The 22,593-nt window shown below is 73.4% G+C and carries 24 protein-coding genes and 1 tRNA gene; 14 read left to right on the forward strand and 11 right to left on the reverse strand.

Features of this window, described 5'->3' with window-relative positions; translation table 11 throughout:
- Window positions 1-20 precede the first annotated feature (20 nt).
- Window positions 21-93: transfer RNA gene (locus ACN263_RS05380), tRNA-Glu, on the forward strand.
- A 295-nt stretch (window positions 94-388) separates the two neighbouring features.
- Here ACN263_RS05380 and ACN263_RS05385 read toward each other — a convergent pair.
- Window positions 389-1,075 (reverse strand): IclR family transcriptional regulator, encoded by a 687-nt coding sequence (locus ACN263_RS05385; protein WP_091671614.1) that lies wholly within the window; start codon window positions 1,073-1,075, stop codon window positions 389-391.
- Window positions 1,076-1,124: 49 nt separating this feature from the next.
- On the opposite strand from ACN263_RS05385, the gene leuC reads away from it, so the two are divergent.
- The 4 genes from leuC (at window position 1,125) to ACN263_RS05405 (ending at window position 6,104) form a co-directional block, all read left to right on the forward strand.
- Window positions 1,125-2,570, forward strand: a complete 1,446-nt coding sequence (gene leuC / locus ACN263_RS05390) for a 3-isopropylmalate dehydratase large subunit (RefSeq protein ID WP_422738724.1) — start codon at window positions 1,125-1,127, stop codon at window positions 2,568-2,570.
- A 14-nt stretch (window positions 2,571-2,584) separates the two neighbouring features.
- Entirely contained in the window at window positions 2,585-3,172 is a 588-nt protein-coding gene (gene leuD, locus ACN263_RS05395; protein WP_422738725.1) for a 3-isopropylmalate dehydratase small subunit, read from the forward strand.
- A gap of 172 nt (window positions 3,173-3,344) precedes the next feature.
- On the forward strand, window positions 3,345-4,001 hold the full coding sequence (locus tag ACN263_RS05400) for an HU family DNA-binding protein (protein WP_422738726.1): 657 nt from the start codon (window positions 3,345-3,347) through the stop codon (window positions 3,999-4,001).
- A gap of 147 nt (window positions 4,002-4,148) precedes the next feature.
- Entirely contained in the window at window positions 4,149-6,104 is a 1,956-nt protein-coding gene (locus tag ACN263_RS05405; RefSeq protein WP_422738727.1) for an endonuclease/exonuclease/phosphatase family protein, read from the forward strand.
- A gap of 25 nt (window positions 6,105-6,129) precedes the next feature.
- Here the strand turns inward: ACN263_RS05405 and ACN263_RS05410 are convergent, their stop codons facing one another.
- The 5 genes from ACN263_RS05410 to cofC are packed head-to-tail and all read right to left on the reverse strand — an operon-like array spanning window position 6,130 to window position 11,821.
- A complete protein-coding gene (locus tag ACN263_RS05410; RefSeq protein ID WP_422738728.1) occupies window positions 6,130-7,008 on the reverse strand; it encodes an NUDIX hydrolase in 879 nt (292 codons plus the stop codon).
- Window positions 6,996-8,513 (reverse strand): CHAD domain-containing protein, encoded by a 1,518-nt coding sequence (locus tag ACN263_RS05415; RefSeq protein WP_422738729.1) that lies wholly within the window; start codon window positions 8,511-8,513, stop codon window positions 6,996-6,998. Before ACN263_RS05415 ends, ACN263_RS05410 begins: the two co-directional genes overlap by 13 nt.
- Before the next feature lie 24 nt (window positions 8,514-8,537).
- Entirely contained in the window at window positions 8,538-10,877 is a 2,340-nt protein-coding gene (locus tag ACN263_RS05420) for an RNA degradosome polyphosphate kinase (RefSeq protein WP_422738730.1), read from the reverse strand.
- A 54-nt stretch (window positions 10,878-10,931) separates the two neighbouring features.
- A complete protein-coding gene (locus ACN263_RS05425; RefSeq protein ID WP_007456426.1) occupies window positions 10,932-11,129 on the reverse strand; it encodes a cold-shock protein in 198 nt (65 codons plus the stop codon).
- A 44-nt stretch (window positions 11,130-11,173) separates the two neighbouring features.
- Window positions 11,174-11,821: a 2-phospho-L-lactate guanylyltransferase gene (gene cofC, locus ACN263_RS05430; protein ID WP_422738731.1), complete on the reverse strand. Its 648-nt coding sequence runs from the start codon at window positions 11,819-11,821 to the stop codon at window positions 11,174-11,176.
- Between the two features lie 128 nt (window positions 11,822-11,949).
- Between cofC and ACN263_RS05435 the strand changes: the two genes are divergently transcribed.
- The 5 genes from ACN263_RS05435 to ACN263_RS05455 all read left to right on the forward strand — a co-directional run bounded on the left by ACN263_RS05435 (window position 11,950) and on the right by ACN263_RS05455 (window position 16,823).
- Window positions 11,950-12,684, forward strand: coding sequence for a lysophospholipid acyltransferase family protein (locus tag ACN263_RS05435; RefSeq protein ID WP_422738732.1), 735 nt, complete (start codon window positions 11,950-11,952; stop codon window positions 12,682-12,684).
- Window positions 12,681-13,688, forward strand: a complete 1,008-nt coding sequence (locus tag ACN263_RS05440) for an NAD(P)H-dependent glycerol-3-phosphate dehydrogenase (RefSeq protein WP_422738733.1) — start codon at window positions 12,681-12,683, stop codon at window positions 13,686-13,688. The genes ACN263_RS05435 and ACN263_RS05440 overlap by 4 nt, the downstream gene beginning before the upstream one ends.
- Before the next feature lie 7 nt (window positions 13,689-13,695).
- Window positions 13,696-14,814 carry a cystathionine gamma-lyase gene (locus ACN263_RS05445; RefSeq protein ID WP_422738734.1) on the forward strand — a complete coding sequence of 373 codons (1,119 nt, stop codon included), beginning with the start codon at window positions 13,696-13,698 and terminating at the stop codon, window positions 14,812-14,814.
- The gene (locus tag ACN263_RS05450; RefSeq protein ID WP_422738735.1) at window positions 14,815-15,600 is read left to right on the forward strand and encodes a putative protein N(5)-glutamine methyltransferase; all 786 of its coding nucleotides are present in this window, start codon (window positions 14,815-14,817) and stop codon (window positions 15,598-15,600) included.
- A 173-nt stretch (window positions 15,601-15,773) separates the two neighbouring features.
- Complete coding sequence (locus ACN263_RS05455; RefSeq protein WP_422738736.1) at window positions 15,774-16,823, forward strand: ROK family protein; 1,050 nt, start codon at window positions 15,774-15,776, stop codon at window positions 16,821-16,823.
- 78 nt (window positions 16,824-16,901) lie between these two features.
- On the opposite strand, the gene ACN263_RS05460 is transcribed toward ACN263_RS05455, so the two are convergent.
- Window positions 16,902-17,102 carry a DUF397 domain-containing protein gene (locus ACN263_RS05460; RefSeq protein ID WP_422738737.1) on the reverse strand — a complete coding sequence of 67 codons (201 nt, stop codon included), beginning with the start codon at window positions 17,100-17,102 and terminating at the stop codon, window positions 16,902-16,904.
- Between the two features lie 7 nt (window positions 17,103-17,109).
- A complete protein-coding gene (locus ACN263_RS05465) occupies window positions 17,110-17,955 on the reverse strand; it encodes a helix-turn-helix domain-containing protein (RefSeq protein ID WP_422738738.1) in 846 nt (281 codons plus the stop codon).
- Window positions 17,956-18,229: 274 nt separating this feature from the next.
- On the opposite strand from ACN263_RS05465, the gene ACN263_RS05470 reads away from it, so the two are divergent.
- Complete coding sequence (locus ACN263_RS05470) at window positions 18,230-18,448, forward strand: hypothetical protein (RefSeq protein ID WP_422738739.1); 219 nt, start codon at window positions 18,230-18,232, stop codon at window positions 18,446-18,448.
- A 172-nt stretch (window positions 18,449-18,620) separates the two neighbouring features.
- Window positions 18,621-19,721, forward strand: coding sequence for a D-alanine--D-alanine ligase family protein (locus ACN263_RS05475; protein WP_422738740.1), 1,101 nt, complete (start codon window positions 18,621-18,623; stop codon window positions 19,719-19,721).
- Window positions 19,722-19,767: 46 nt separating this feature from the next.
- On the opposite strand, the gene ACN263_RS05480 is transcribed toward ACN263_RS05475, so the two are convergent.
- Both ACN263_RS05480 and ACN263_RS05485 read right to left on the reverse strand, forming a co-directional pair.
- Window positions 19,768-20,451 (reverse strand): DUF3515 family protein, encoded by a 684-nt coding sequence (locus tag ACN263_RS05480; RefSeq protein ID WP_422738741.1) that lies wholly within the window; start codon window positions 20,449-20,451, stop codon window positions 19,768-19,770.
- Window positions 20,452-20,460: 9 nt separating this feature from the next.
- Window positions 20,461-20,694, reverse strand: coding sequence for an Lrp/AsnC ligand binding domain-containing protein (locus tag ACN263_RS05485; RefSeq protein WP_007456453.1), 234 nt, complete (start codon window positions 20,692-20,694; stop codon window positions 20,461-20,463).
- Window positions 20,695-20,847: 153 nt separating this feature from the next.
- Between ACN263_RS05485 and ACN263_RS05490 the strand changes: the two genes are divergently transcribed.
- Together ACN263_RS05490 and ACN263_RS05495 are read left to right on the forward strand one after the other, a co-directional pair.
- A complete protein-coding gene (locus tag ACN263_RS05490) occupies window positions 20,848-21,780 on the forward strand; it encodes a thiamine-phosphate kinase (RefSeq protein ID WP_422740602.1) in 933 nt (310 codons plus the stop codon).
- Window positions 21,781-21,810: 30 nt separating this feature from the next.
- Complete coding sequence (locus tag ACN263_RS05495) at window positions 21,811-22,272, forward strand: GNAT family N-acetyltransferase (RefSeq protein WP_422738742.1); 462 nt, start codon at window positions 21,811-21,813, stop codon at window positions 22,270-22,272.
- A 93-nt stretch (window positions 22,273-22,365) separates the two neighbouring features.
- Here the strand turns inward: ACN263_RS05495 and rpmB are convergent, their stop codons facing one another.
- Window positions 22,366-22,557, reverse strand: coding sequence for a 50S ribosomal protein L28 (rpmB, locus tag ACN263_RS05500; RefSeq protein ID WP_091671657.1), 192 nt, complete (start codon window positions 22,555-22,557; stop codon window positions 22,366-22,368).
- Between the last annotated feature and the right edge of the window lie 36 nt (window positions 22,558-22,593).

The following is a 22,593-nucleotide window of genomic DNA, read 5'->3' on the forward strand; positions in this document are numbered from 1 at the left end:
GTGGTGAACAGGAAAGTTCTGGCCCCGTCGTCTAGCGGCCCAGGACGCCGCCCTCTCAAGGCGGTAGCGCCGGTTCGAATCCGGTCGGGGCTACAACCGAAGGCTCACCTCGCCCAGCGAGGTGAGCCTTCCTCGTTCCCACCCCTGGCCCGGCCTCCGCCCGCCCCCGGGGCCCGCACCGCCCCGGTGATCAAGAGGTTCGCGTCACCGAGACGGCGTGTCGTGACGCCAACCTCTTGATCACCAAGAACCCAGGCGGGCGGACCCCCGAGAACCGGCCCTGCCCCCGTTGATCATGAAGTTAGCGGCGCGACACGCCGACGCAGGTGGCGATAACTTCATGATCGACCGAAGGGGACGGACGGGGGTGGGGGAGAGGGCCGGGGGGTTAGAGGCCGGAGAGGCGTTGGCCGGCTCGGACCACGGCCATGGCGTGGCGTTCGCCGGGGCGGCGGCCGAGGCGTTCGATCGGACCGGAGATGCTGATCGAGGCGATCACCCGGCCGGTGCGGTCCCGGATCGGCGCGGAGACGCTCGCCACACCGGCCTCCCGCTCGGCGACGCTCTGCGCCCACCCGCGACGGCGTACCTCGGCCAGCGTGCGGCCGGTGAACTTGCTGCGCGGCAGCAGCGGCATCACCGCCTCCGGCGGCTCCCAGGCGAGCAGGATCTGCGCCGCCGAACCGGCCGTCATGGGCAGCACCGAACCCACCGGGACGGTGTCCCGCAGGCCGCTGGCGCGCTCGGCGGCGGCCACGCAGATGCGCTCGTCCGCGCGGCGCAGGTAGAGCTGGGCGCTCTCACCGGTGGCGTCCCGCAGCGCGGCGAGCAGCGGCTCGGCGGCGGTCAGCAGCACGTCCGGGGCGGCGTTGGCCAGCTCGCCGAGCCGGGGCCCGGGGCGCCAACGGCCCTGTGTGTCCCGGACCAGCATCCGGTGGATCTCCAAGGCCTGCGCCAACCGGTGTGCGGTGGCCCGGGGCAGCTTGGTGCGTTCAACGAGTTCGGCAAGGCTGGCGCCGTCGACACAGGCGGCCAGGATGACCACCGCCTTGTCGAGAACGCCGACACCGCTCATACTGTGTCCCACAAGCCGAAACTTACCTCCCAGAATTTAGGATGTCCAGATGGTGGGAGTCACTCCTGAGCCGAGGACCCTGGCCGAGAAGGTCTGGGACGCGCACGTCGTACGGTCCGCCGCCGGTGAGCCGGACCTGCTCTTCATCGACCTGCACCTGCTGCACGAGGTGACCAGCCCGCAGGCGTTCGACGGGCTCCGGCTCGCCGGGCGCCGGGTGCGTCGTACCGACCTGACCCTCGCGACCGAGGACCACAACACCCCGACCGGGTACGCCGATCCGGCGTTCCGGTCCCGCCGTGGTGACCTGCTCACCATCGCGGACCCGACGTCGCGTACGCAGATCGAGACGCTGCGCCGCAACTGCGCCGAGTTCGGGGTGCGACTGCACCCGCTCGGCGACGACAACCAGGGCATCGTGCACGTCATCGGCCCGCAGCTCGGGCTCACCCAGCCGGGCATGACGATCGTCTGCGGCGACTCGCACACCGCCACCCACGGCGCGTTCGGGGCGCTCGCCTTCGGCATCGGCACCAGCGAGGTGGAGCACGTGCTGGCCACCCAGACGCTGCCGCAGAGCCGACCGAAGACGATGGCGGTGAACGTCACCGGCCGGCTCGCGCCGGGCGTCACCGCGAAGGACCTGGTCCTCGCGCTGATCGCCCAGGTCGGCACCGGCGGTGGCCGGGGGCACATCGTGGAGTACCGCGGTGAGGCGATCCGCAACCTCTCCATGGAGGGGCGGATGACGATCGCCAACATGTCCATCGAGTGGGGCGCCAAGGCCGGCATGATCGCGCCGGACGAGACCACCTTCGCGTACCTCAAGGGTCGGCCGAACGCGCCGCAGGGCGCCGACTGGGACGCGGCGCTCAACTGGTGGCGGACGCTGCCCACCGACGAGGGCGCGCACTTCGACGCCGAGGTGACGCTGGACGCCAGCCGGATCACGCCGTTCGTCACCTGGGGTACCAACCCGGGGCAGGGCGCGCCGCTGAGCGCGCCGGTGCCCGACCCGGAGGAGTTCACCACCGACGCGGAGCGCGCCGCCGCCCGCCGGGCCCTGGAGTACATGGATCTGCGCCCGGGCACCCCGCTGCGGGAGCTGCCCATCGACGTGGTCTTCGTGGGCTCCTGCACGAACGGCCGGCTGGAGGATCTGCGGGCCGCCGCCGACGTGCTGCGCGGGCACCGGGTCGCCGACGGGGTCCGGATGCTCGTGGTGCCCGGCTCGGCCGCCGTCCGTGAGGCCGCCGAGGCCGAAGGGCTGGACAAGGTCTTCGCCGACGCGGGCGCCGAGTGGCGGTTCGCCGGTTGCTCGATGTGCCTGGGCATGAACCCGGACACGCTCAAGCCGGGGGAGCGCTCCGCCTCCACCTCCAACCGCAACTTCGAGGGCCGGCAGGGCCGGGGTGGACGTACCCATCTGGTGTCCCCGCCGGTCGCCGCCGCCACCGCCGTGGTCGGCCGGCTGGCCGCCCCCGCCGACCTGTAGAAGGGACCGACGAGATGGACAAGTTCACCACCCACACCGGTACGGCCGTGCCTCTGCGCCGGTCCAACGTGGACACGGATCAGATCATCCCGGCGGTGTACCTCAAGCGGGTGACCCGAACCGGCTTCGCCGACGGGCTGTTCAACGCCTGGCGGGAAGATCCGGCATTCGTGCTCAACGATGAAACCTATTCCGGGGCGTCGATCCTCGTGGCCGGGCCGGAGTTCGGCACCGGATCCTCGCGCGAGCACGCCGTCTGGGCGCTGCGGGACTGGGGCTTCCGCGCTGTGGTGTCCCCGCGCTTCGGTGACATCTTCCGCGGCAACGCACTCAAGGAGGGCCTGCTGCCGGTCGAGCTGGAATTGAAAGCCGTCGAGGAGTTGTGGGATCTCGTCGAGGCCGATCCGACCACGCCGGTGACCGTCGACCTGACCGCCCGACAGCTCCGGGCCGGGGACGCGACCTGGTCGTTCCCGCTGGACGACTTCAGCCGTTGGCGGCTGATGGAGGGCCTGGACGACATTGGACTCACCCTCCGACACGCCGCCGACATCGACTCCTACGAGGCCACCCGACTGCCGTTCCTGCCCTCGGTGGCATAGCCGTACGCCCACCCACACATCGGATTTCGCCCTCACCGGTCCAACCGGTGGGGGCGAATCCGTTACGACACAAGGGCTTTTTTCCGCCGAATGTTTGTGTCCAGGCACTACAGGGCATACGGTGCGCGCAGAATGGCTCGCGTCGAGTCAGTTGCACAATCGGGAGGAAGTCGTGAACAAGGCCGAGCTCATCGAGGCGCTCGCCGTTCGCCTGGGGGACCGGAAAACGGCGACGGCCGCGCTCGACGCGGTCCTCACTGAGGTCCAGGCGGCGGTCACCAAGGGCGAGAAGGTGGCGATCACCGGATTCGGAGCATTCGAAAAGCGTGTCCGTGGCGCACGAACAGCGCGCAACCCGCGTACCGGCGAGGCGGTGAAGGTCAAGAAGACATCTGTCCCGACCTTCCGTCCCGGCGCCGGGTTCAAAGAGATGGTGGCCAGCGGCAAGGTGCCGAAGGCCACGGTGGCGGCGAAGAAGACGGCGACCACCACGGCCAAGGCGACCGGCACCAAGGCCACCGGCACCAAGGCGACGGGCACCAAGGCCACCGCCACCAAGGCGGCGAGCAAGAAGACCGCTCCGGCCAAGGCGAGCAAGACCGCCACGGCGACCAAGGCGGCGAGCAAGAAGACCGCCCCGGCCAAGGCGAGCAAGACCGCCACGGCCACCAAGGCCGCCAGCAAGAAGACCGCCCCGGCGAAGAAGAGCGCCGCGGCCACCAAGTCGACCACGGCGAAGAAGACCACCGCGGCGGCGAGCAAGAGCACGGCGGCCAAGAAGGCTCCGGCGAAGAAGGCTCCGGCCAAGAAGGCGGCCAGCAAGCGCTGACCGACTGACCGAGCGACGAGGGGCGTCCACCGGGTGGTGGGCGCCCCTCGTGCGTGCCGGAACCGTTGACCCGACCGGACCGTACGCGCAGAATCGCCGTGCCGGTTCCCCCTTCGGACCGGTCCGTCGACGGGAAGTGGGGCGCCGGTGCGCTACCGCCAGCTCACCACCTCATCGCTCGCGTTGGGCGTCATCCTGCTCATCGACGTGCTGCGCGTCTGGCTACCCGGGATCATCACCATCTTCGGGCAGGCCGCCTCCACCCCCGCCGAGCTGATGGGCGCGTTCGCGCTCGGCTGGTTCGTCCTGGCGCTGGCCGCTCCGGCGCTGGTCCGCCGGGTCGGTGCCCGTCCGGTGACGGTCGTCGCGGCCGTGGTGCTGGCCGTGGCCCGTCTCGCCCTCACCGCGACCCCCGGCGGCCGTCCGCAACTCTGGTTGGCCAGCACGGGGCTGCTGGCCGGGCTGGTGTGGCTGGTCGGCGTCGCCGCCGGCACCGACCGTCCGGTGCCGGGGCTGGCGCTCGGGCTCGCGGTCAACGCCGTCGGTCACGCGCTGCTGGACACCTACGACCTCGTCTGGCGCGGCGGCTGGGCCGCTTGGCTGATCAGCGGCGTCGCGGTGGCGCTGTTCCTGCTCGACGCGGCCCTGCCGGCGGCGCCGCCCGGCCCCGCCGGTGCCCGCTCGTGGCTGCTGTTCGGGCCGACGCTGCTGCTGTCCGGCATGGTGGCTCTCGCGCCGGCCCTGGCGCAGGCCGGGATGTCGTACCTGGAAGCGGGTGGGTCGGTCGCCCGTTCACCGTTGTTCGGCCTGGCGCCGGTGCCGGTGGCGGTCGCCGGCTTTCTGCTGGCCGCCCTGGTGGGCCCGGCCCGGCGGTGGACCCGACCGCTCGGGCCGGTGGCCCTGCTGGCGGGCGCGGTGCTCTTCGCCCTCGACCGTGGCGACCTGCTGGTCGCGGCCATGCTGCTCAGCGCCGTCGGCCTCGGCGCCTGCCTGGCCCTGACCGACGGCGCGGGCCGTCCCGACAGCGCCGGTGCCACCGGCCGTCCCGGCAGCGCCGGTGCCGCCGGCCGCCCCGACCGGGTCGGGGCGGACGAGGTGGGCGACGGGCGGCGGGCGGCGGCCCGCCGGGGGTACGCGGTGGCCGCCGGCATGCTCGTCTTCGTGGTCGGCTCGATCGCTTACTACTCGGCCTACGACCTCGGCTACCCCAACGCCGCCGTGCCGGTGGTGGTGGCCGGGGTGGTCGCCGTGGTGGCCCTGACGGCCCGTCCCACCGGTCTGCGGCTTCCCGGACCGTTGGCGCCCCTGCCGACCACGGCCGTGGTGACCGTGCTGGCCCTGCTGGCACCGATCCTCGCCGAGGAACTTCCGGCTGCCAGCAACCGGGACGGCCCACCGCAGCGGCTGCGGGTGGTGGCGTACAACATCCGGATGGGCTTCGGGCTGGACGGCCGGTTCGACCTGGCCGGGTTGACCGCCGCCATCGACCGGCAGCGGCCCGACGTGGTGCTGCTCAGCGAGGTGGACCGGGGTTGGCTGCTCAACGGCGGCCACGACACGCTGGACCTGCTGTCCGACCGGCTGGGCATGCCGTACGTCTTCGGGCCGGCCGCCGACCCGGTGTGGGGTGACGCGGTGCTGAGCCGCTGGCCGGTGACCGCGCCACGGTCCCTGCCGTTGCCGGCCGTCGGTGCGCCGACCGGCGCACAGGCCCTCGCGGTGACCCTCGACCTCGGCGACGGCGTGCGTACCGCCGTGGTGAGCACCCACCTGCAGCCGCCGCCCGACCGGGGACCGGTGGTCCAGGCCCGGACGGTCGCCGACTTCGCCATCCGGTACGCGGCGGGCAACCCGCTCGTGGTGGCCGGTGACCTGAACACCGAGCCGGGGGACGAGGCGTTCGGGCAGTTCACCGCAGCGGGTCTCAAGGACGCGTTGGCGGCTGCCCGACCGTTGGCGACCAGCCCCGCCGACGATCCCCGTACGCAGATCGACCACGTCTTCGTCTCACCCGGTCTGACGGCGGCCGACCCGGTCGCGCCGCGCGGCGAGGCCAGCGACCACCTGCCGGTGGCGGTGACCCTCACGCTGCCGCCCGGTTAGCGGCGTTGTCCGGCGGGTCGGGGCGTCACAGGCGGTCGGTGCCGAGCAGTCGGTCGCCGGCGAAGGCGAGCAGCCAGCCGCCGCCCTTGGCGGTGGTGAAGTCCTCGTCGGCGCGGCCGGTCAACCGTTCCAGCGCACCGGGCAGCACCTTGCCCTGGCTGCACACCGCCACCTGTCCGCCGGCGCAGGCCAGTTCCAGCAGTTGGGCGGCGGTCGCCAGCGCCCGTTCGTCGCGCTGCTGGCCCGGCTGCGGCTCGTCCAGGTCGCCGCAGACCTCGATGGGCAGGTCGAGCAGCGCGGCGGCCGGGTCCAGGGTCTGTACGCAGCGGCGCGCCGAGGCCGACAGCAGCCGGGCCGGCCGGACCGTGGCGATCAGCGGTGCCAGCGCGTACGCCTGGGCCCATCCCTCGTCGTCGAGCGGCCGGGCGGTGTCCGGACCGGTCCAGGTGGCCCGCCGACCGGCGTGCCCGTGCCGGACCAGCGCGATCGTCGCGGTCACCGGCGGCAGCGCGGCGAACGCGGTCAGCACCTCGGCGTCGTGCGGGTAGCTGACCAGTCGGATCGCCTCGTCCACGGTCAGCCACCGCAGGTCGTCGACTTCGGTGCCCGGCTGGAAACCACCCTCGGCGACGGCGAGTATCGACCAGTAGTCGACCAGCTTGGCCTGCCCCTCGCTGCGGTAGCGCACCGACGGCAGCCGCACCTGCGGTACGCCCCGCACGTCGGCCTCCTCGGCCACCTCGCGGACCGCCGCGACGAGCGGGTGCTCGCCCTTCTCCAGCTTGCCCTTGGGCAGCGTCCAGTCGCCGTAGCGCGGGCGGTGCACGACGCAGACCCGGACACCGGCGTCGGTCGGTCGCCAGCAGACCCCACCGGCGGCCCGGATGCCCGTCATGGCAGCCATCGGGTCCGCCGTCGCCGGGTCGCCCGATGCCACGCGTCGGGGAACCGGGCCCGCATCCGGTGGACGGTGTCGCGTTCCCGCTCGGCCAGCCGCCCGGCGGTCACCGCCAACTCGTGGTCGTCGGGCCGCTCGGCGGCGAGGGCGAGCCAGGTCTCGGCGGCCACCGTGGCGTCCTGGTGCTCACCGAGCACGTCCTGGACCCGGGCCAGCGCGCGGGCCAGCCGACGCGCATCCCTGCCGACCGCCGGGAGGACGGCGGTGACCGCGTACCGGGCCTGTTTGCCCTGCTTGCGGACGGCGTGCCAGCGGTCGTCGGGCGCGAGCGGGTCGAGCCCGTCGACGCCGTCCGGGCCGGTGAGCTGCCGCCACGGGCGGGCCACCAGCTTGGGCAGCGTACGGGCCGCCGGGGTGGACGCCCGCCGGGTGAGCCGGGGCGCCCGGGCGGCCAGCACCAGGGCGTCCACCAGGGCCAGGTAGCGCGGGGAGCGTAGTGCCTCGTCGATGGCGGCGAGCGCCTGCCGCTGCCGCTGCGCGAGCGCGTCGTCAAGCCGGTCGACCGCGTCCGGGTCGAGCGGGCTGAGCGGGTCGGCGGTGGCGGTGCGCCGCAACCGTGCGCGCAGCACCTCGGCGTCGCGCGCCCCACCGAGCACCCCGGCCAGCCAGCGCAACTCGTCGCGCAGCGGACGGGCCCAGCTCCGGCGCACCAGGGGCCGGAAGGTCCGCAGGTCGCTGCGCAGCCGTCGGCAGGCCACCCGCATCTGGTGTACGGCGCTGTCGCCGCCGGTCGGGCCGCCCAGTCGTACCAGGGGATCGTTTGCCAGCAGCCGGCGGACCTCCTTGCGGACCGCTTCGGTGACCACGTCCCCGGCGCTCGGATCGTCGGCCAGCTCACCCGGCGCGACCAGGTCGGGTTCGCCCCGCGCCCCCGGCCCCAGGGCCCGTACGTGCTTCGGGGTGAACGCCCCGGCCCGCGCCCCGGCGTCGCGCAGCGCCGACCCGATGCGGCCCAACAACTCGCGGTCGCCGGCCCTGCGCTCCACCTCGACCTCGCGGAAGGTGCTCGTGACGGCCCCGGTGTCGTCGAGGACGCTCACCCGGTCGTCCACCACCTCGGCGAGCACCATGCCGTCCCCGGCGCACACCTCGTGGGCGTGCCGGACGGTGCGTACCACCGTCACCGGCGTCAGCGGCATGCCCCGGTGCAGCACGGTGACCAGCTCGACCAGCTCCGGCGGCGGCTGCCCGGCGGGCCCGGGGCGGGAGATCTCGTGCCGGACGCCGGGCGTGCCGGTGGGGAGCTTGACCGTCCACGGCGGCTCGTCCCCCTCGCGGTGGCGCAGGGACGCCCCGGCGCGGGCCAGCCGCAGGTCGACCGTGTCGAGGTAGCGGGCGACCAGCGTCGTTGGCGGCAGCACCCGGACCCGGCCGCCGACCGGTGCGGTGGCGGACAGGTCGGGCAGCACGAAGGTGTCGTCCACCTCGTACTTCTGCTCCTCCTCGACCATCAGCTCAGCCTAGGCGGTGATCGCTCAGCCGGCCGTGCCACCGACGCGGCGCAGCAACAGTTCCTGGAGATGCACGCGGGCCGCCTCGTCGCCGCCGGTACGCCGGGTCCAGGTGCCGTCGCCGGCCAGCTCGAACGCGTCGATGTCCGGGCTCATCGCGGCGGTCATGACATGGTCCAGCTCGGCCCGGGCCACCGGGTCGCTCACCTGCACCAGCGCCTCCACCCGCCGGTCCAGGTTGCGGTGCATGAGGTCGGCCGAACCCATCCAGAACTCGGCCTCGCCGTTGTTGCCGAACCGGAAGATGCGGGAGTGCTCCAGGAACCGGCCCAGGATCGAGCGGACCCGGATGTTCTCCGACAGCCCGGGCACGCCCGGCCGCAGTGTGCACATGCCCCGGATGAGCAGGTCGACGTGGACGCCGGCCTGGGAGGCCCGGTACAGCGCGTCGGTCACCTCCTCGTCGACCAGCGAGTTGACCTTGAACTGGACCAGGCCGGGCATGCCGAGGCGGACGTGCGCGACCTCCCGCTCGATGCGTTCGATCAGCCCGCTGCGGATGCCCTGCGGGGCGACCAGCAGCCGCCGGTACGCGGTCTGCCGGCTGTAGCCGGTCAGCACGTTGAACAGGTCGGTGAGGTCCGCCCCGATCTCCGGGTCGGCGGTGAGCATGCCGAAGTCCTCGTACAGTCGGGCGGTCTTGGGGTGGTAGTTGCCCGTGCCGATGTGGCAGTACCGGCGGATCTGGTTGCCCTCCTGCCGGACCACCAATGCGGTCTTGCAGTGCGTCTTGAGCCCGACGAGGCCGTAGACGACGTGACAGCCGGCGCGTTCCAGGGTGCGGGCCCAGCCGATGTTCGCCACCTCGTCGAAGCGCGCCTTCACCTCGACCAGCACCACCACCTGCTTGCCGGCGGCGGCCGCGTCGACCAGGGCGTCCACGATCGGCGAGTCGCCGCTGGTCCGGTAGAGGGTCTGCTTGATGGCGAGCACGTTCGGGTCGGCGGCGGCCTGCTCGATGAAGCGCTGCACGCTCGTCGCGAACGAGTGGTACGGGTGGTGCACCAGGATGTCCCCGTCCCGCAGCGTGGCGAAGACGCTGCGCGGCACCTCGCCCTCGGTGAGCCGGGGGTGCGTGGCCGGTACGAACGGCGGGTCCTTCAGGTCCGGGCGGTCGGCCTCGCCGTACACCTGCCAGAGCGCGGACAGGTCCAGCAGGCCGGGCACCCGCAGCACGTCCTGGTCGTCCATGTCCAGTTCGCGGACGAGCAGTTCCAGCATGTGATCGGAGATGGACGCGGCGACCTCCAGGCGTACCGGCGGGCCGAACCGGCGCCGGGCCAGCTCCCGTTCGAGGGCCTGGAGCAGGTCCTCGTCGCGGTCCTCGTCGACCTCCACCTCGGCGTTGCGGGTCACCCGGAACAGGTGGCACTCGACCACCTGCATGCCGCTGAACAGCTGACCCAGGTGCACCGAGATCAGGTCCTCGACCGGCAGCATCCGGACGCCCGGCTGGTCCCGGTCGACGCGTACGAACCGCGGGACGTTGTTGGGCACCTTCACCCGGGCGAACAGCTCGGAGCCGCCGTCCGGGTCGCGGACGGCCACCGCCAGGTTCAGCGAACGGCCCGAGATGTACGGGAACGGGTGCGCCGGGTCCACCGCGAGCGGGGTGAGAACCGGGAAGATGTGCTCCCGGAAGTAGGTGCGCAGCCGCTCCCGCTCGGGGTCGCCGAGGTCACCCCAGCGCAGGATGCGGACGTCCTGCTCGGCCAGCCGGGGCAGGACGTCGTCGACGAAGCAGGCGGCGTGCCGGGCGACCAGCTCGGCGGTCCGCTCGGCGATCAGTTCGAGCTGCGTCCGCAGGGGGAGGCGGTCGCCTCCGCGTACCGGCAGGCCGGCGGAGAGCCGCCGCTTCAGGCCGGCGATCCGCACCATGTAGAACTCGTCCAGGTTGCTCGCGAAGATCGCCAGGAACTTGGCCCGCTCCAGCAGGGGAGTGCGCTGGTCCTCGGCGAGGGCGAGCACCCGCGCGTTGAAGTCGAGCCAGGACAGCTCCCGGTTGAGGAAACGGTCCTCCGGCAGCGGGGCCGGCGCCGGTTCGTCGTCCTCGGCAGAGGGCGCGGCCGGCTGGATGCCGCCGGCCGCCGGGCCGTCCGTCTCGGTGGTCGACACGGCGGGGTCGAGGACCTCGTCCAGGCCGGAGGAGGCCCCTCCCGGGTCGTCGGCGAGCGTGTCGGCGCGGGCGGCGCCGGCCCGTTCGGCCCGGGACGGGCGGAAACGGCCGTCGGTGCCGCGGATGCGGGCGCCGTTGCGGGGGTCGGTGGCGGGTGGGGTGACCGGGTGCTCGCGAGGGGTGCTCACCCGCTCATAATCACCCGATTCGAGTTAACGCAAAATGAACTTGGGCCCGCCAGCTCAGTTCATCGTCGGCAATGTCACCCGGACGACCTCGCCGTCGGGATCGGTGTCGATCCGCACCCGCTGGCCGAGCCGGAGCAGCCGCAGGCCGGAGGCGTCGAACGCCCGGGCGGGAAAGCGCAGCTCGGTGCCGTCGTCGAGCAGCAGCACGCCGCTGCGTGTCGCCGCGTCGTAGCTGGCCACCGTGCCCTGCATGCTGGCACCGTACACCGCCGGATCGGCTCGTGGCGGGCGGCGGCTCAGCTCGTGACCCACGCCGGGTTCGCCGTGGCGAGCAGCGCGGCCGTGCGCGGCCCCAGCCCCAGGCGGGCGGCGGCGGCCAGGTCCCCGGCGGTGTCCACGTCGCGTCGCAGGCTGGGCCAGTCGTCGGTCAGCGGCACTGCCCCGCTCGCCTCGTGCGCCACCGCCGAGCCGACCCCGAACCGCGGGTCGAGGTCGACGTCCGGCGGCGCGGCGAGCAGCACGGTTCCGGTGCCGGGCGCGTCCGCGACGAACCGGCGTACCCCCTCGGGGCCGTGCCGCGCCGCGAGCAGCGCGGCGGCCAGGTCGTCCGGGCGCAGCGCCGGCAGGTCGGCGGTGAGCCCGGCCACCCACCGCGCCGAGGTCTGTGCCGCGCCGTGCCGGAACGCGGCGTTCAGGCCGGCGTCCGGCAGGTCGGCGACCGTCCGCGCCCCGGCGGCCCGGGCCGCCGTCGCCACCCGCTGGTCGTCGGTCACCACCAGGACCTCGGCGACCGCCGGGCAGGCCAGCACCGCCCGCAGGGTGTCGGCCGCCAGGGCCAGTGCCAGCTCCTCGTGGGGTACGCCGGGCAGCGCGCCCCGCAGCCGGCTCTTGGCCACGGTCAGACGCTTCACCGGCACCACCGCGGCCCACCTCGGCTGACTCACGTCCGCAATCCTGCCAGCCGGACGGCGGGACCCTCGCTGGCCGTACCGGGGGCGAGCAGGCATGATTTCCGCTGCGGGTGTCGCGGGCGGGGCCCGCGCGGTGGGTCGGGGCGCGACGAGGAGGCACAGTGGCACGGCGGAGGCTGGGGTTCTGGCAACGGTTCGCCGTGGGGCTGGTCAAGCCGGTGATGACCGTCTGGACCCGGCGTACCTGGCGGGGCCAGGAGCACCTCGCCCGGGACGGCGGCGTGATCATCGTGGCGAACCACATCTCGCACGCCGATCCGCTGGTGTCCGCGCACTTCATCTACGACTCCGGCCGGTGGCCGCAGTACCTGGGCAAGGCCAGCGTGTTCCGGGTGCCGGTGGTCGGCTGGATCCTGCACCGGTGCCGGCAGATCCCGGTCGAGCGGGGCAGCGTGGAGGCGGTCCGTTCGCTGGACAAGCTGGTCGCCGCGCTCGACGAGGGCGGCGCGGTCGTGATCTACCCGGAGGGCACCACCACCCGGCAGCCGGAGCTGTGGCCGATGAAGGCCAAGACCGGTGCGGCCCGGCTGGCGCTGGCCACCGGAGCGCCCGTGGTGCCGCTGGTGATGTGGGGACCGGAGCGGATCTTCGACCCGCGGACCAGCCGGCTCAACCCACGCCCCCGGATCCCGGTCACCGTGGTGGCCGGCGACCCGGTCGACCTCAGCCGCTGGGCGGACGCGCCGCCGACCCGGGAAACCCTCGAAGAGATGACGGACGCCATCATGCTGCGGCTGCGGGACATGCTCGCCGAGATCCGTGGCGGCACCCCGCCGCCGCTGTGGGCACGACCGGCCCGGCCGTCCGTCGAGCGGCGTCAGGGCGAAGCGGCATGAGCGGCCACGTCGCGGTGCTGGGCGCCGGCTCCTGGGGCACCGCGTTCGCCAAGATCCTGGCCGACGCGGGCCGGGACGTCACGGTGTGGGCCCGCCGGGCCCCGGTGGCCGAGAGCATCCGCACCGAGCGTCGCAACCCGGAGTACCTGCCGGACCTGCTGCTGCCGGCCGGGGTCACCGCCACCACCGACGCCGCCGAGGCGATCACCGACGCCGAGGTGGTGGTGCTGTCCGTGCCGTCGCAGACGCTGCGCGGCAACCTCGCCGAGTGGGCCGGGCACCTGCACCCGGACTCGACGCTGGTGTCGCTGATGAAGGGCATCGAACTCGGCACCACCAAGCGGATGAGCGAGGTCATCGTGGAGACCGCCGGGGTGGCCGCCGACCGGGTGGTGGTGGTCTCCGGCCCGAACCTGGCCCCGGAGATCGCCGCCGAGCAGCCGGCCGCCACGGTGGTGGCCGGCACGAACGCCGCCCGGGCCACGCTGGTGCAGTCGTCGATCCGTACGCCGTACCTGCGCCCGTACACGAACGACGACGTGATCGGCTGCGAGCTGGGCGGCGCGGTCAAGAACGTGATCGCGCTGTCGTACGGCATCGCCACCGCGATGGGCTTCGGCGACAACACCCGGGCCATGCTGATGACCCGGGGGCTGGCCGAGACGGCCCGGCTGGGCGTGGCGCTCGGCGCGGACCCGATCACCTTCGCCGGCCTGGCCGGCATGGGCGACCTCGTCGCCTCCTGCTCGTCCCCGCTGGCCCGCAACCGCACCTTCGGCGAGCACCTGGGCCGGGGCGAGACGCTGGAACAGGCCCAGGCCGCCACCCGGCAGACCGCCGAGGGCGTCAAGAGCTGCCTCGCGATCCGTGACCTGGCAAGGGCGCACGGCGTCGAGATGCCGATCACCGAGCACGTCGAGCGGATCTGTCACGAGGGGATGGACCCGCGCCTCGCTGTCCAGGCGCTGATGAGCCGCACCGCCAAGCCCGAGTCGTACGAGTGAGGACCTGATGAGCGAGTGGGGAGACAGCACCCGCTGCGTACGCGCCGGCCTGCCGGAGCCGGCACCGGGTGACCCGTTCCTGCCCGGGCCGGTGTTCGCCGCGCCGTACCACCTCGACCCGAGGCAGGGGCCGGACGCGTCGCCGAACGGCTACGGTCGCCCCGACAACCCGACCCGGCGGCTGTTGGAGGCCGCGGTGGGCGAGTTGGAGGGCGGGGACTGCCGGGTCTTCGCCAGCGGTCAGGCCGCCATCACCGGGGCGCTGCTCACCCTGCTGCGCCCGGGGGACACCGTGGTGCTGCCCGCCGACGGGTACTTCCCGGTGCGGGCGTTCGCCACCGACGTGCTGGAGACGATCGGCGTACGGGTGCTCCTCGTGCCGACCGTCGGCCCGTACCCGTCGTTCGAGGGCGTCCGGCTGGTGCTGGTGGAGACCCCGGCCAACCCCGGCCTGGACGTGGTCGACGTGGCCGCCCTGGCGGAGCGGGCGCACGCCGCCGGCGCTCTGCTCGCGGTCGACAACACCACCGCCACCCCGCTCGGGCAGCGTCCGTTGGACCTCGGGGCCGACCTGGTGGTGGCGTCCGGCACGAAGGCGCTCACCGGCCACTCCGACCTGCTGCTCGGCTACCTGGCCAGCCGGTCCGCCGAGGTGCTGGAGGCGGTGACGCGGTGGCGTACCAGCACCGGTTCGGTGCCGGGCGCGTTCGACGCCTGGCTGGCCCACCGGTCGCTGGCGACCCTGGACCTGCGGCTGGCCCGGCAGAGCGCGAACGCCGCCGCCGTCGCCGACCTGCTGGCGGCCCGTCCGGACGTGACCGGGCTGCGCTGGCCGGGGTTGCCGGACGATCCCGCGTACCCGGTGGCCTCGACGCAGATGCGCCGGATCCCCGGGGTGCTGTCGTTCGACCTGGGTGACGCCGAGCGGGTCGCCCGCTTCGTCGAGGCCGCCCGGCTGGTGGCGGCCGCCACCTCGTTCGGCGGTCTGCACACCACGGCGGACCGGCGGGCGCAGTGGGGCGACGACACCGCCCCCGGCTTCGTCCGGCTCTCCTGTGGGGCCGAGGACCCGGCCGACCTGGTGGCTGACATCGCCGCCGCGCTGGACGCCAGCGCGGGGGCCTGAGTGGAGTCACCCCCGATCGACCGGTCCGCCCTGGTGGCCCGGCTGCGCGCCGCCGGCTGCGTGTACGCCGAGGACGAGGCGGAGTTGCTGCTCGCCGCCACCGCCGACCCGGCGGCCCTCGCCGAGCTGACCGACCGTCGGGTGGCCGGCGAGCCGCTGGAGTACCTGCTCGGCTGGGCGGAGTTCTGCGGCCTGCGGATCGCCGTCGACCCGGGGGTCTTCGTGCCGCGCGGCCGGACGGCCCTGCTGGTCGACGTGGCGGTCGAGCTGACCGGTACCGACCCCGCCGTGGTCGACCTCTGCTGCGGCTCCGGGGCTGCCGCCGTCGCGCTGGCGCACCGGCTCGCGCCGCGCTGGTTGGCCGCCGCCGACATCGACCCGGCGGCGGTGGCGTGCGCCCGGCGCAACCTCGCCGGGCTGACCGCCGAGGTGTACGAGGGTGATCTGTTCGCCCCGCTGCCGCAGCGGTGGCGGGGGCGACTCGATCTGGTGGTCGCCAACGCCCCGTACGTGCCGACCGACGCGGTGGCCCTGATGCCGCCGGAGGCACGGCTGCACGAGGCCCCGGTGGCGCTCGACGGCGGGCCGGACGGGCTCGCCGTGCTGCGCCGGGTGGGCGTCGAGGCGGCAACCTGGCTGGCCCCAGGCGGCCACCTGGTGGTGGAGGCCGGAGAAACGCAGCTGGACGCCCTCTGCGCAACCTTCCGCACGGCCGGCCTGATCCCCAACGTCCACCACGACGAGGACCGAGACGCGACAGCAGTAACAGCCCACCGCCCCCGCTGACCCGTCCCGCGATCTTGCACTTTCGGTGGTCGAGGTGTGGCTATACGTGCCTTTTGTCGGCACAGAAAGTGCAAGATCGCGGGGATCCTGGGTCGGGAGGGGGCGGGGCGTGGCGGGGGAGCGGGGTTGGCACTAGCCTCGGCTCACACTCACGAGGGCGGGAGGCGGTTGCGGTGGGCAGCGCAGGAGTGCCGGTGGTCGTCGGTCTGGACAACGGCGGCACCAGCAACAACGCCACCGTCCTGACGGTGGACGGCCGCTTCCTGGTCGACGGCCTGCTGGAGATCCCCAGCGAGGTGCAGGCCGGCCCGGAGGCGGCGATCGAGGCGCTGGCGCGGGCGCTCGACGGGGCGTTGGCGCAGACCGGTGTGCCCCGCGAGCTGGTCCGCGCGGTCGGGCTCGACACACCCGGTCCCGCCAGCGCCACCGGCGTCATCTCCTCGCGCGGCTCGACGAACTTCTCGCAGCCGGCCTGGCGGGGCTTCGACGTGCGGGGCGCGCTGGAGCGGCGGCTCGGCCTGCCGGTGATCTACCACAACGACGGCAACGCCGCCGCGCTCTACGCCCACCACGTGCACTTCGGCGCCGAGGCGATGACCCGGTCGTCGGTCTCGGCGATCGTCGGCACGGGTCTCGGTGGCGGGGTGGTCGAGGGCGGCAAGGTGATCGCCGGCGCCGCCGGCATGGCCGGCGAGCTGGGTCACGTACACATCCCGCTGGGCGGCCTGCTCGGCCCGGAGCAGTCGGAGCCGACCTGCGCCTGTGGTTTCACCGGCGACGTCGAGAGCGTCGCGTCGCTGACCGGCATCGAGCGCAACCTGCTGCCGTACTGGCTGACCCGGTATCCCGACCACCCCCTCGCGGCCGAGCCGGTCGCCCGGGCGGCGAAGCTGGTGCGCGGCTACGGCGAACGGGGGGACGCGCTGGCCCGGGACCTCTTCACCCAGCAGGCGGTGGCGCTGGGCCGGCTGTTCACCCTGGCGGCTAACTTCACCGACCCGCACGCGTACTTCGTCGGAGGCGGCGTGGTGGAGGCCGCGCCGGCGTTCCGGGACTGGTTCCTGGCGACGGTCCGCGAGCACACCGTGCTCCGTGCGGAGCAGGCCGCCGTCGCCACCTTCGCGCTGGTGCCCGACCGGGACATGGCCGGCGCCCGGGGCGTGGCGATCGCCGCCCTGGAGGCGGTACGTGCCGCGCCGGAGCCCCGCCCGCTGGTCGCCTGAGCCCACCCCGGCCCGACCGCGCCCCGCGTTCCGGGCGCTGTCAGCCCGGTCGGCGGGGCGCGGACGCGTGCGTCGCGGTCAGCGGCGCGGTGGAGCCTGGGCGAAGGCGGCCCAGGCCGCCGGCGGGAACAGCAGGGCCGGGCCGGCCGGGTCCTTGGAGTCGCGGACCGCCACCAGTCGGGGGATCGTGGCCACCTCCACGCAGGCTCCCTCGTCGCCGCTGCGGCTGCTCTTGCGCCACGCCGCCGCGGCCAACGCCGCTGTGATCGTCGGTGTCATCGGTCTCCTACCGTCCCTTCAGGACTGACAGGAGCATCGCCCGGCTGTCCGCCGGACTGAGCGCCACGCTGCGCAGATGCTCCATGATCTTGGTGCAGGTACGCGTCTCGCCCGCCCGGTCGAGGATCATCTGACCGGCGACGGTCTCCACCGACGCGATGATCGGGTCCTCCGGGTCGGCGAACTCCAGGATGTGCAGCGAGCCACGGGTGCCCCGGTGGTAGCCCGCCGACAGGGGAATCACCTGGACGGTGATGTTCGGCAGCTCCGCCATCTTGACGAGGTGCCGCAGCTGCCCGTCCATCACCGACTCGTCGCCCACCGGGCGCAGCAGCGCGCCCTCGTCGATGATCGCGTCGAGGATGGGCGGGGTGTCGGCGGTGAGCCGTTGCTGGCGGTCGAGCCGGACCTTGACCCGCTGTTCCACCAGTTCGTCGCCCAGGGTGTGCGGGCCGCCGCGCATCACGCCGCGGATGTAGTCGGCGGTCTGCAACAGGCCGGGCACCACCGACGGCTCGAAGTTGGCGATGGCGGTGGCCTCCGCCTCCAGGGCGATGAAGTCGATGGTGCCCGGGGCGAGCAGGTACGAGTACGACACCCACCAACCCGGCTTGCGCGCGTCCTTGGCGAGCTGGACCGCGGCGGCCACCTCCTCGGCCTCCACCCCGTACGAGGTGAGCAGGGCGCGCACGGTGGCCGGGCTGATCAGTGTCTGGGCGTTCTCGTAGCGCGAGAGGGTGCTGCGGGTGCTGTTGATCTCGTCTGCGGCGGACTCCAGTGTCAGCCCGGCAGCTTCGCGGAACTGGCGCAGGGCGATGCCGAGTCGGCGGGCACGGGCGGTCTTGGGAGCCATGCATCGATGGTCGCACACATTTACGGGAACGGGTACATGAGAGAAGGCCGATGAGAGTTGCATTCATGGCTGTAGACGTGTCAATCTGTTATCGCGTCCTCACCGCCGGTTGTCGTGGCGACGGTGGTGGTGAGCGACCGGAGGGGATAGGGCGCGCGGCGATCGGGTTTCTCCCCCGTACCCGATCGCCGCGTGCCGCCCATGTCCGCCAGCCGGAAGGAGACGACGTGCGTACCGGTCCGAAGTCTCCGCCTCCGCCCCGCGGGGGCCGGCGATGACCCGCTTCCTGGTCGTGCTCACCGACGTGCGTCCCGTCGAGGGCGTCGAGCGCAACGAGCGCGAAGCCCCCGAGCGCCGCCGCCAGGTGGTGGGCGCGAGCAGCCGGGAGGCCGCCGACCGGATCGCCGGGGCCTTCATGGCGCTGGGCATGGTCCGGGCCGGCCGGCAGCGGGTCAAGGTGATCGCCGTCGGGCGGCGGCACGCCCGGGACTGATTCGACCGCAACATTCCGTCACGCACCGTATATCCTCTGCTGACCGTTTGCCGTGTCGCCTCGGGGCTCGCCGGGTATCGCCGCGCCTGATCGCCACGCACAGTAAGGTCAACCGGGTGAGCGCCACCGGCGAGCACGACCAGCCGCAGTCGCGTACGAAGAGGTGACCGGAGTGACCACCCCAGGCAAGACCCGCGTGGCGATCGTCTTCGGCGGCCGCAGCCCGGAGCACGGCATCTCCTGCGTCAGCGCCGGCAGCGTGTTCGGTGCCCTCGACCCGGACGAGTACGAGGTGGTGCCGGTCGGCATCACCCGCGCCGGCCAGTGGGTGCTGACCAGCGGCGATCCCGCCCAGCTCGCCATCAACGCCCGCCAGCTTCCGGAGATCACCGCCGAGTCCGGCGCGGACATCGTGCTGCGCGCCGATCCCACCGGCAACGGACTCATGGTGCTCGACCCGACGGAGGGCCCCCGGGCGCTGGCCGACGTGGACGTGGTCTTCCCCGTGCTGCACGGCACGTACGGCGAGGACGGCACCATCCAGGGCATGCTGGAGATGGCCGGCATCCCCTACGTGGGGGCGAACGTCTTCGCCTCCGCGGCGGCGATGGACAAGGAGTTCACCAAGAAGCTCTGCGCGATCGAGGGCATCCCGGTCGGCCCGTACGCGGTGCTGCGCAACGGGATGACGCTCGGCGAGCAGGACAAGAAGCGGCTCGGCCTGCCGGTCTTCGTGAAGCCGTCCCGCGCCGGTTCCTCGTTCGGCATCACCCGGGTCACCGACTGGGCGCAGCTGGACGAGGCGGTCGCCACCGCCCGGCAGTTCGACCCCAAGGTCATCATCGAGGCCGCGATCGTCGGCCGCGAGGTCGAGTGCGGCGTGCTGGAGGGCGAGGCCGGTGGCACCCCGGAGGCGTCCGTGCTGGCCGAGGTGCGGGTCGTCGCCGACCACGACTTCTACGACTTCGAGGCCAAGTACCTCGACGACTCCTGCGAGTACGACATCCCGGCCGGTCTGCCCGACAAGGTGACCCGCCAGGTGCAGGAGTACGCCGTGCGCGCGTTCACCGCGCTGGACTGTGCGGGCCTGGCCCGGGCCGACTTCTTCGTCACCCCCGAGCTGGACGTCTACCTCAACGAGATCAACACCATGCCCGGGTTCACCCCGACGTCGATGTTCCCCCGGATGTGGGCGGCCTCCGGCCTGGAGTATCCCAAGCTGGTCAACCGCCTGATCCGTACCGCCCAGCGGCGCGGCGTCGGCCTGCACTGAGCCGCCACCGTCGCGTGGCCCGATGCCCGGGCCACGCGACGGAGCGTCAGCCCTGGCAGCCGGCCGGGATGGCGCCGCCCGAGGGCACCGACGCCACGATGGCGCTGGAGATCGGCGCGGCCCACTGCAACGGCTGCGGGTAGGTACGCGGGACGCGCAGCGTCACCGGCGTCTCCCGGTCGACGGTGGTGAGCACCGTCACGTCGGTCTCCTCGACCGGGTGCCAGCAGACCCGGTTGACCACCCAGACCTCGTCGGTGGCCGGGATGGCCGGCTCGGTGCCGCCGCACGCCACGGTGAGCGCGGGGTCGCCGTACGCGGCGTTCTGCTCCGGGCCCGCCGTGACCGGACGCTGGGTCAGGTCACGGATCGTCGGCGGGAGCTGGGAGAGCAACGCCCGGCAGACCGTGGCCGGACGCTCGGCCAGCGCCGGCGCGGCCATCTCGACCGGCGCGCTGGACTGCGCCCGGGCGGTGCTCGCCGACGGGCTCGGTGCGGCGGCCGGCGTGTCCGGGGCGAGCTTGGTGAAGGCCAGCACGGCCACCAGCAGCGTCACCGGCAGGGCGATCACCGTGGCCAACAGGGCCGCTCCCCGGACGGTCCGGTCCCGTCCGGCCGGCGCGTCGACGGCCGGACCGGCGTCCGCGCGGGTACCGTCGGCCGGCTCGGGCGAGGTGTCCGCCGGCTTCCCCTTGCCGTCGTCGTCCAGCGCCGCCGAGGGGGTCGTCATCTCGTCCACTTACAGCCGCACCACCGAACACGTGAGGGTGCGGGTGATGCCGGGCACCATCTGCACCTTGCTGACGATGAGTTTGCCGAGCTCGTCGACGGTGTTCGCCTCGGTGAGGACGACCACGTCGTACGGGCCGGTGACGGCGTCGACGCGTACCACGCCGGCGATGTCCGCGATGAGACCCGCCACGTCGCGTGCGCGGCCGACCTCGGTCTGGATGAGGATGTACGCCTGTACCACGACTCGACCTCCGTCCGTCGCCGCCCGAAGGCGGCCCGAAGGGTGAAACTACCTTACGGACCAGGTCTGATCCCTATCGGTGGTCAAGGAGCAGCGGTGAGCGAGCGCGGCGGTGCCGGGCAGAACGGGTCGAACGCCGGCAGTGCCGCCAGCGTGGCCGGGATCGGCGAGTTCGGGCTGATCGGGCGGGTCACCGCCCGCCTGTCGATGGGTCCGACGACGGTGCTCGGGCCGGGTGACGACGCGGCGGTGGTGGCCGCGCCGGACGGCCGGGTGGTGGCCTGCACGGATGTGCTGGTCGACGGGCGGCATTTCCGGCGGGACTGGGGGTCGGCGCGCGAGGTCGGTCACCGGGCCGCCGCCGCCAACCTGGCCGACGTCGCGGCGATGGGCGCCGTGCCGACCGCCCTGCTGGTCGCCCTCTGCATGCCGGCCGATCTGGAGACGAGCTGGGCCGAGGAGCTGGCCGACGGGTTGGCCGCCGAGGCCGCCACGGTCGGCGCGAGCGTGGTCGGCGGGGACATGTCGTCGAGCCCCACCCTGACCATCGCGGTCACCGCGCTGGGCGACCTCGGCGGCCGGGCGCCCGTGGTGCGCTCCGGCGCCCGGCCGGGCGACGTGCTGGCCCTGGCCGGTCGCATCGGGTACGCGGCGGCCGGGCTGACCGTGCTAAGCCGGGGCTTCCGTACTCCCCGGCTGCTGGTCGAGGCGTACCGCCGGCCGCAGGTTCCCTACCCGGCCGGGCCGCAGGCCGCCCAGCTCGGCGCGACCTCGATGATCGACGTCTCGGACGGGCTCCTCGCCGACCTGGGGCATGTGGCGCGGGCCAGCGGGGTGGCGATCGACGTGCGCCGCGACGCCTTCGAGGTGCCCCGGCAGATGGCCGACGCCGCGCAGGCGCTCGGTGTCGACCCGTACACCTGGATCCTGGCGGGTGGCGAGGACCATGCGCTGGCCGCGACCTTCCCCCCGACGGTGGCCTTGCCGCCGCAGTGGCGTCCCATCGGCATGGTGACTGACGGTGTCGGGGTGACCGTCGACGGCGGCGCCTACGAAGGGCCTCGGGGCTGGGACCACTTCCGATGAGGCCACTGCGGCGGCCGTACCCTGGACACCGTGAGTGAGATTGAGATCCGGCGGGTGCGGTTCGACGCGCCGGTGGCGCAGCAGTTGATCAAGGCCGCCCTGGCCGACCTGGCCGCCCGGTACGGGGGCACCGGCGACGAAACCCCGGTGGCGGCGACCGAGTTCGAGCCGCCGAACGGCGCGTTCCTCGTCGCCTACCTGGCCGGTGAGCCGGTCGGCTGCGGCGGCTGGCGCAGCCACGGCCCGGACACCGCCGAGCTGAAGCGGATGTACACGGCCCCGGCGGCCCGGGGGCGTGGTGTGGCGCACACGGTCCTCGCCGCCGTCGAGCGCTCGGCGCGCGAGCAGGGCCGCAAGCGGATGGTCCTGGAGTGCGGGGACAAGCAGCCCGAGGCGATCGCCATGTACACGTCCGCCGGTTACGAGCGGATTCCGAACTTCGGCTTCTACAAGGACGCCGAGGGTTGCGTCTCCTTCGGCCGCACGCTCTGAGCGACGACCGTCAGGATGGTCGCGGACACGACAGAGCCGGCGGGCCGCAGGGCCCGCCGGCTGAGCCGAACGAGAAGAGTCGCTGCTGCCGCGTCAGGCGCGGGTGACCTTGCCGGCCTTGATGCACGAGGTGCAGACCTGCAGCTTCTTGGTGTTGCCACCACCGGCCGGGGTGCGCACCGACTGGATGTTCGGGTTCCAGCGGCGGTTGGTCTTCTTCTTGGACCAGGGCACGTTGTGGCCGAAGCCCGGTCCCTTGCCACAGACGTCGCACACGCTAGCCACGGGATACTCCTGGGATTGAAACGTTCATGAGGTCGC

It is taken from the genome of Micromonospora sp. WMMD729 (assembly GCF_049315225.1).
Lineage (GTDB): Bacteria > Actinomycetota > Actinomycetes > Mycobacteriales > Micromonosporaceae > Micromonospora.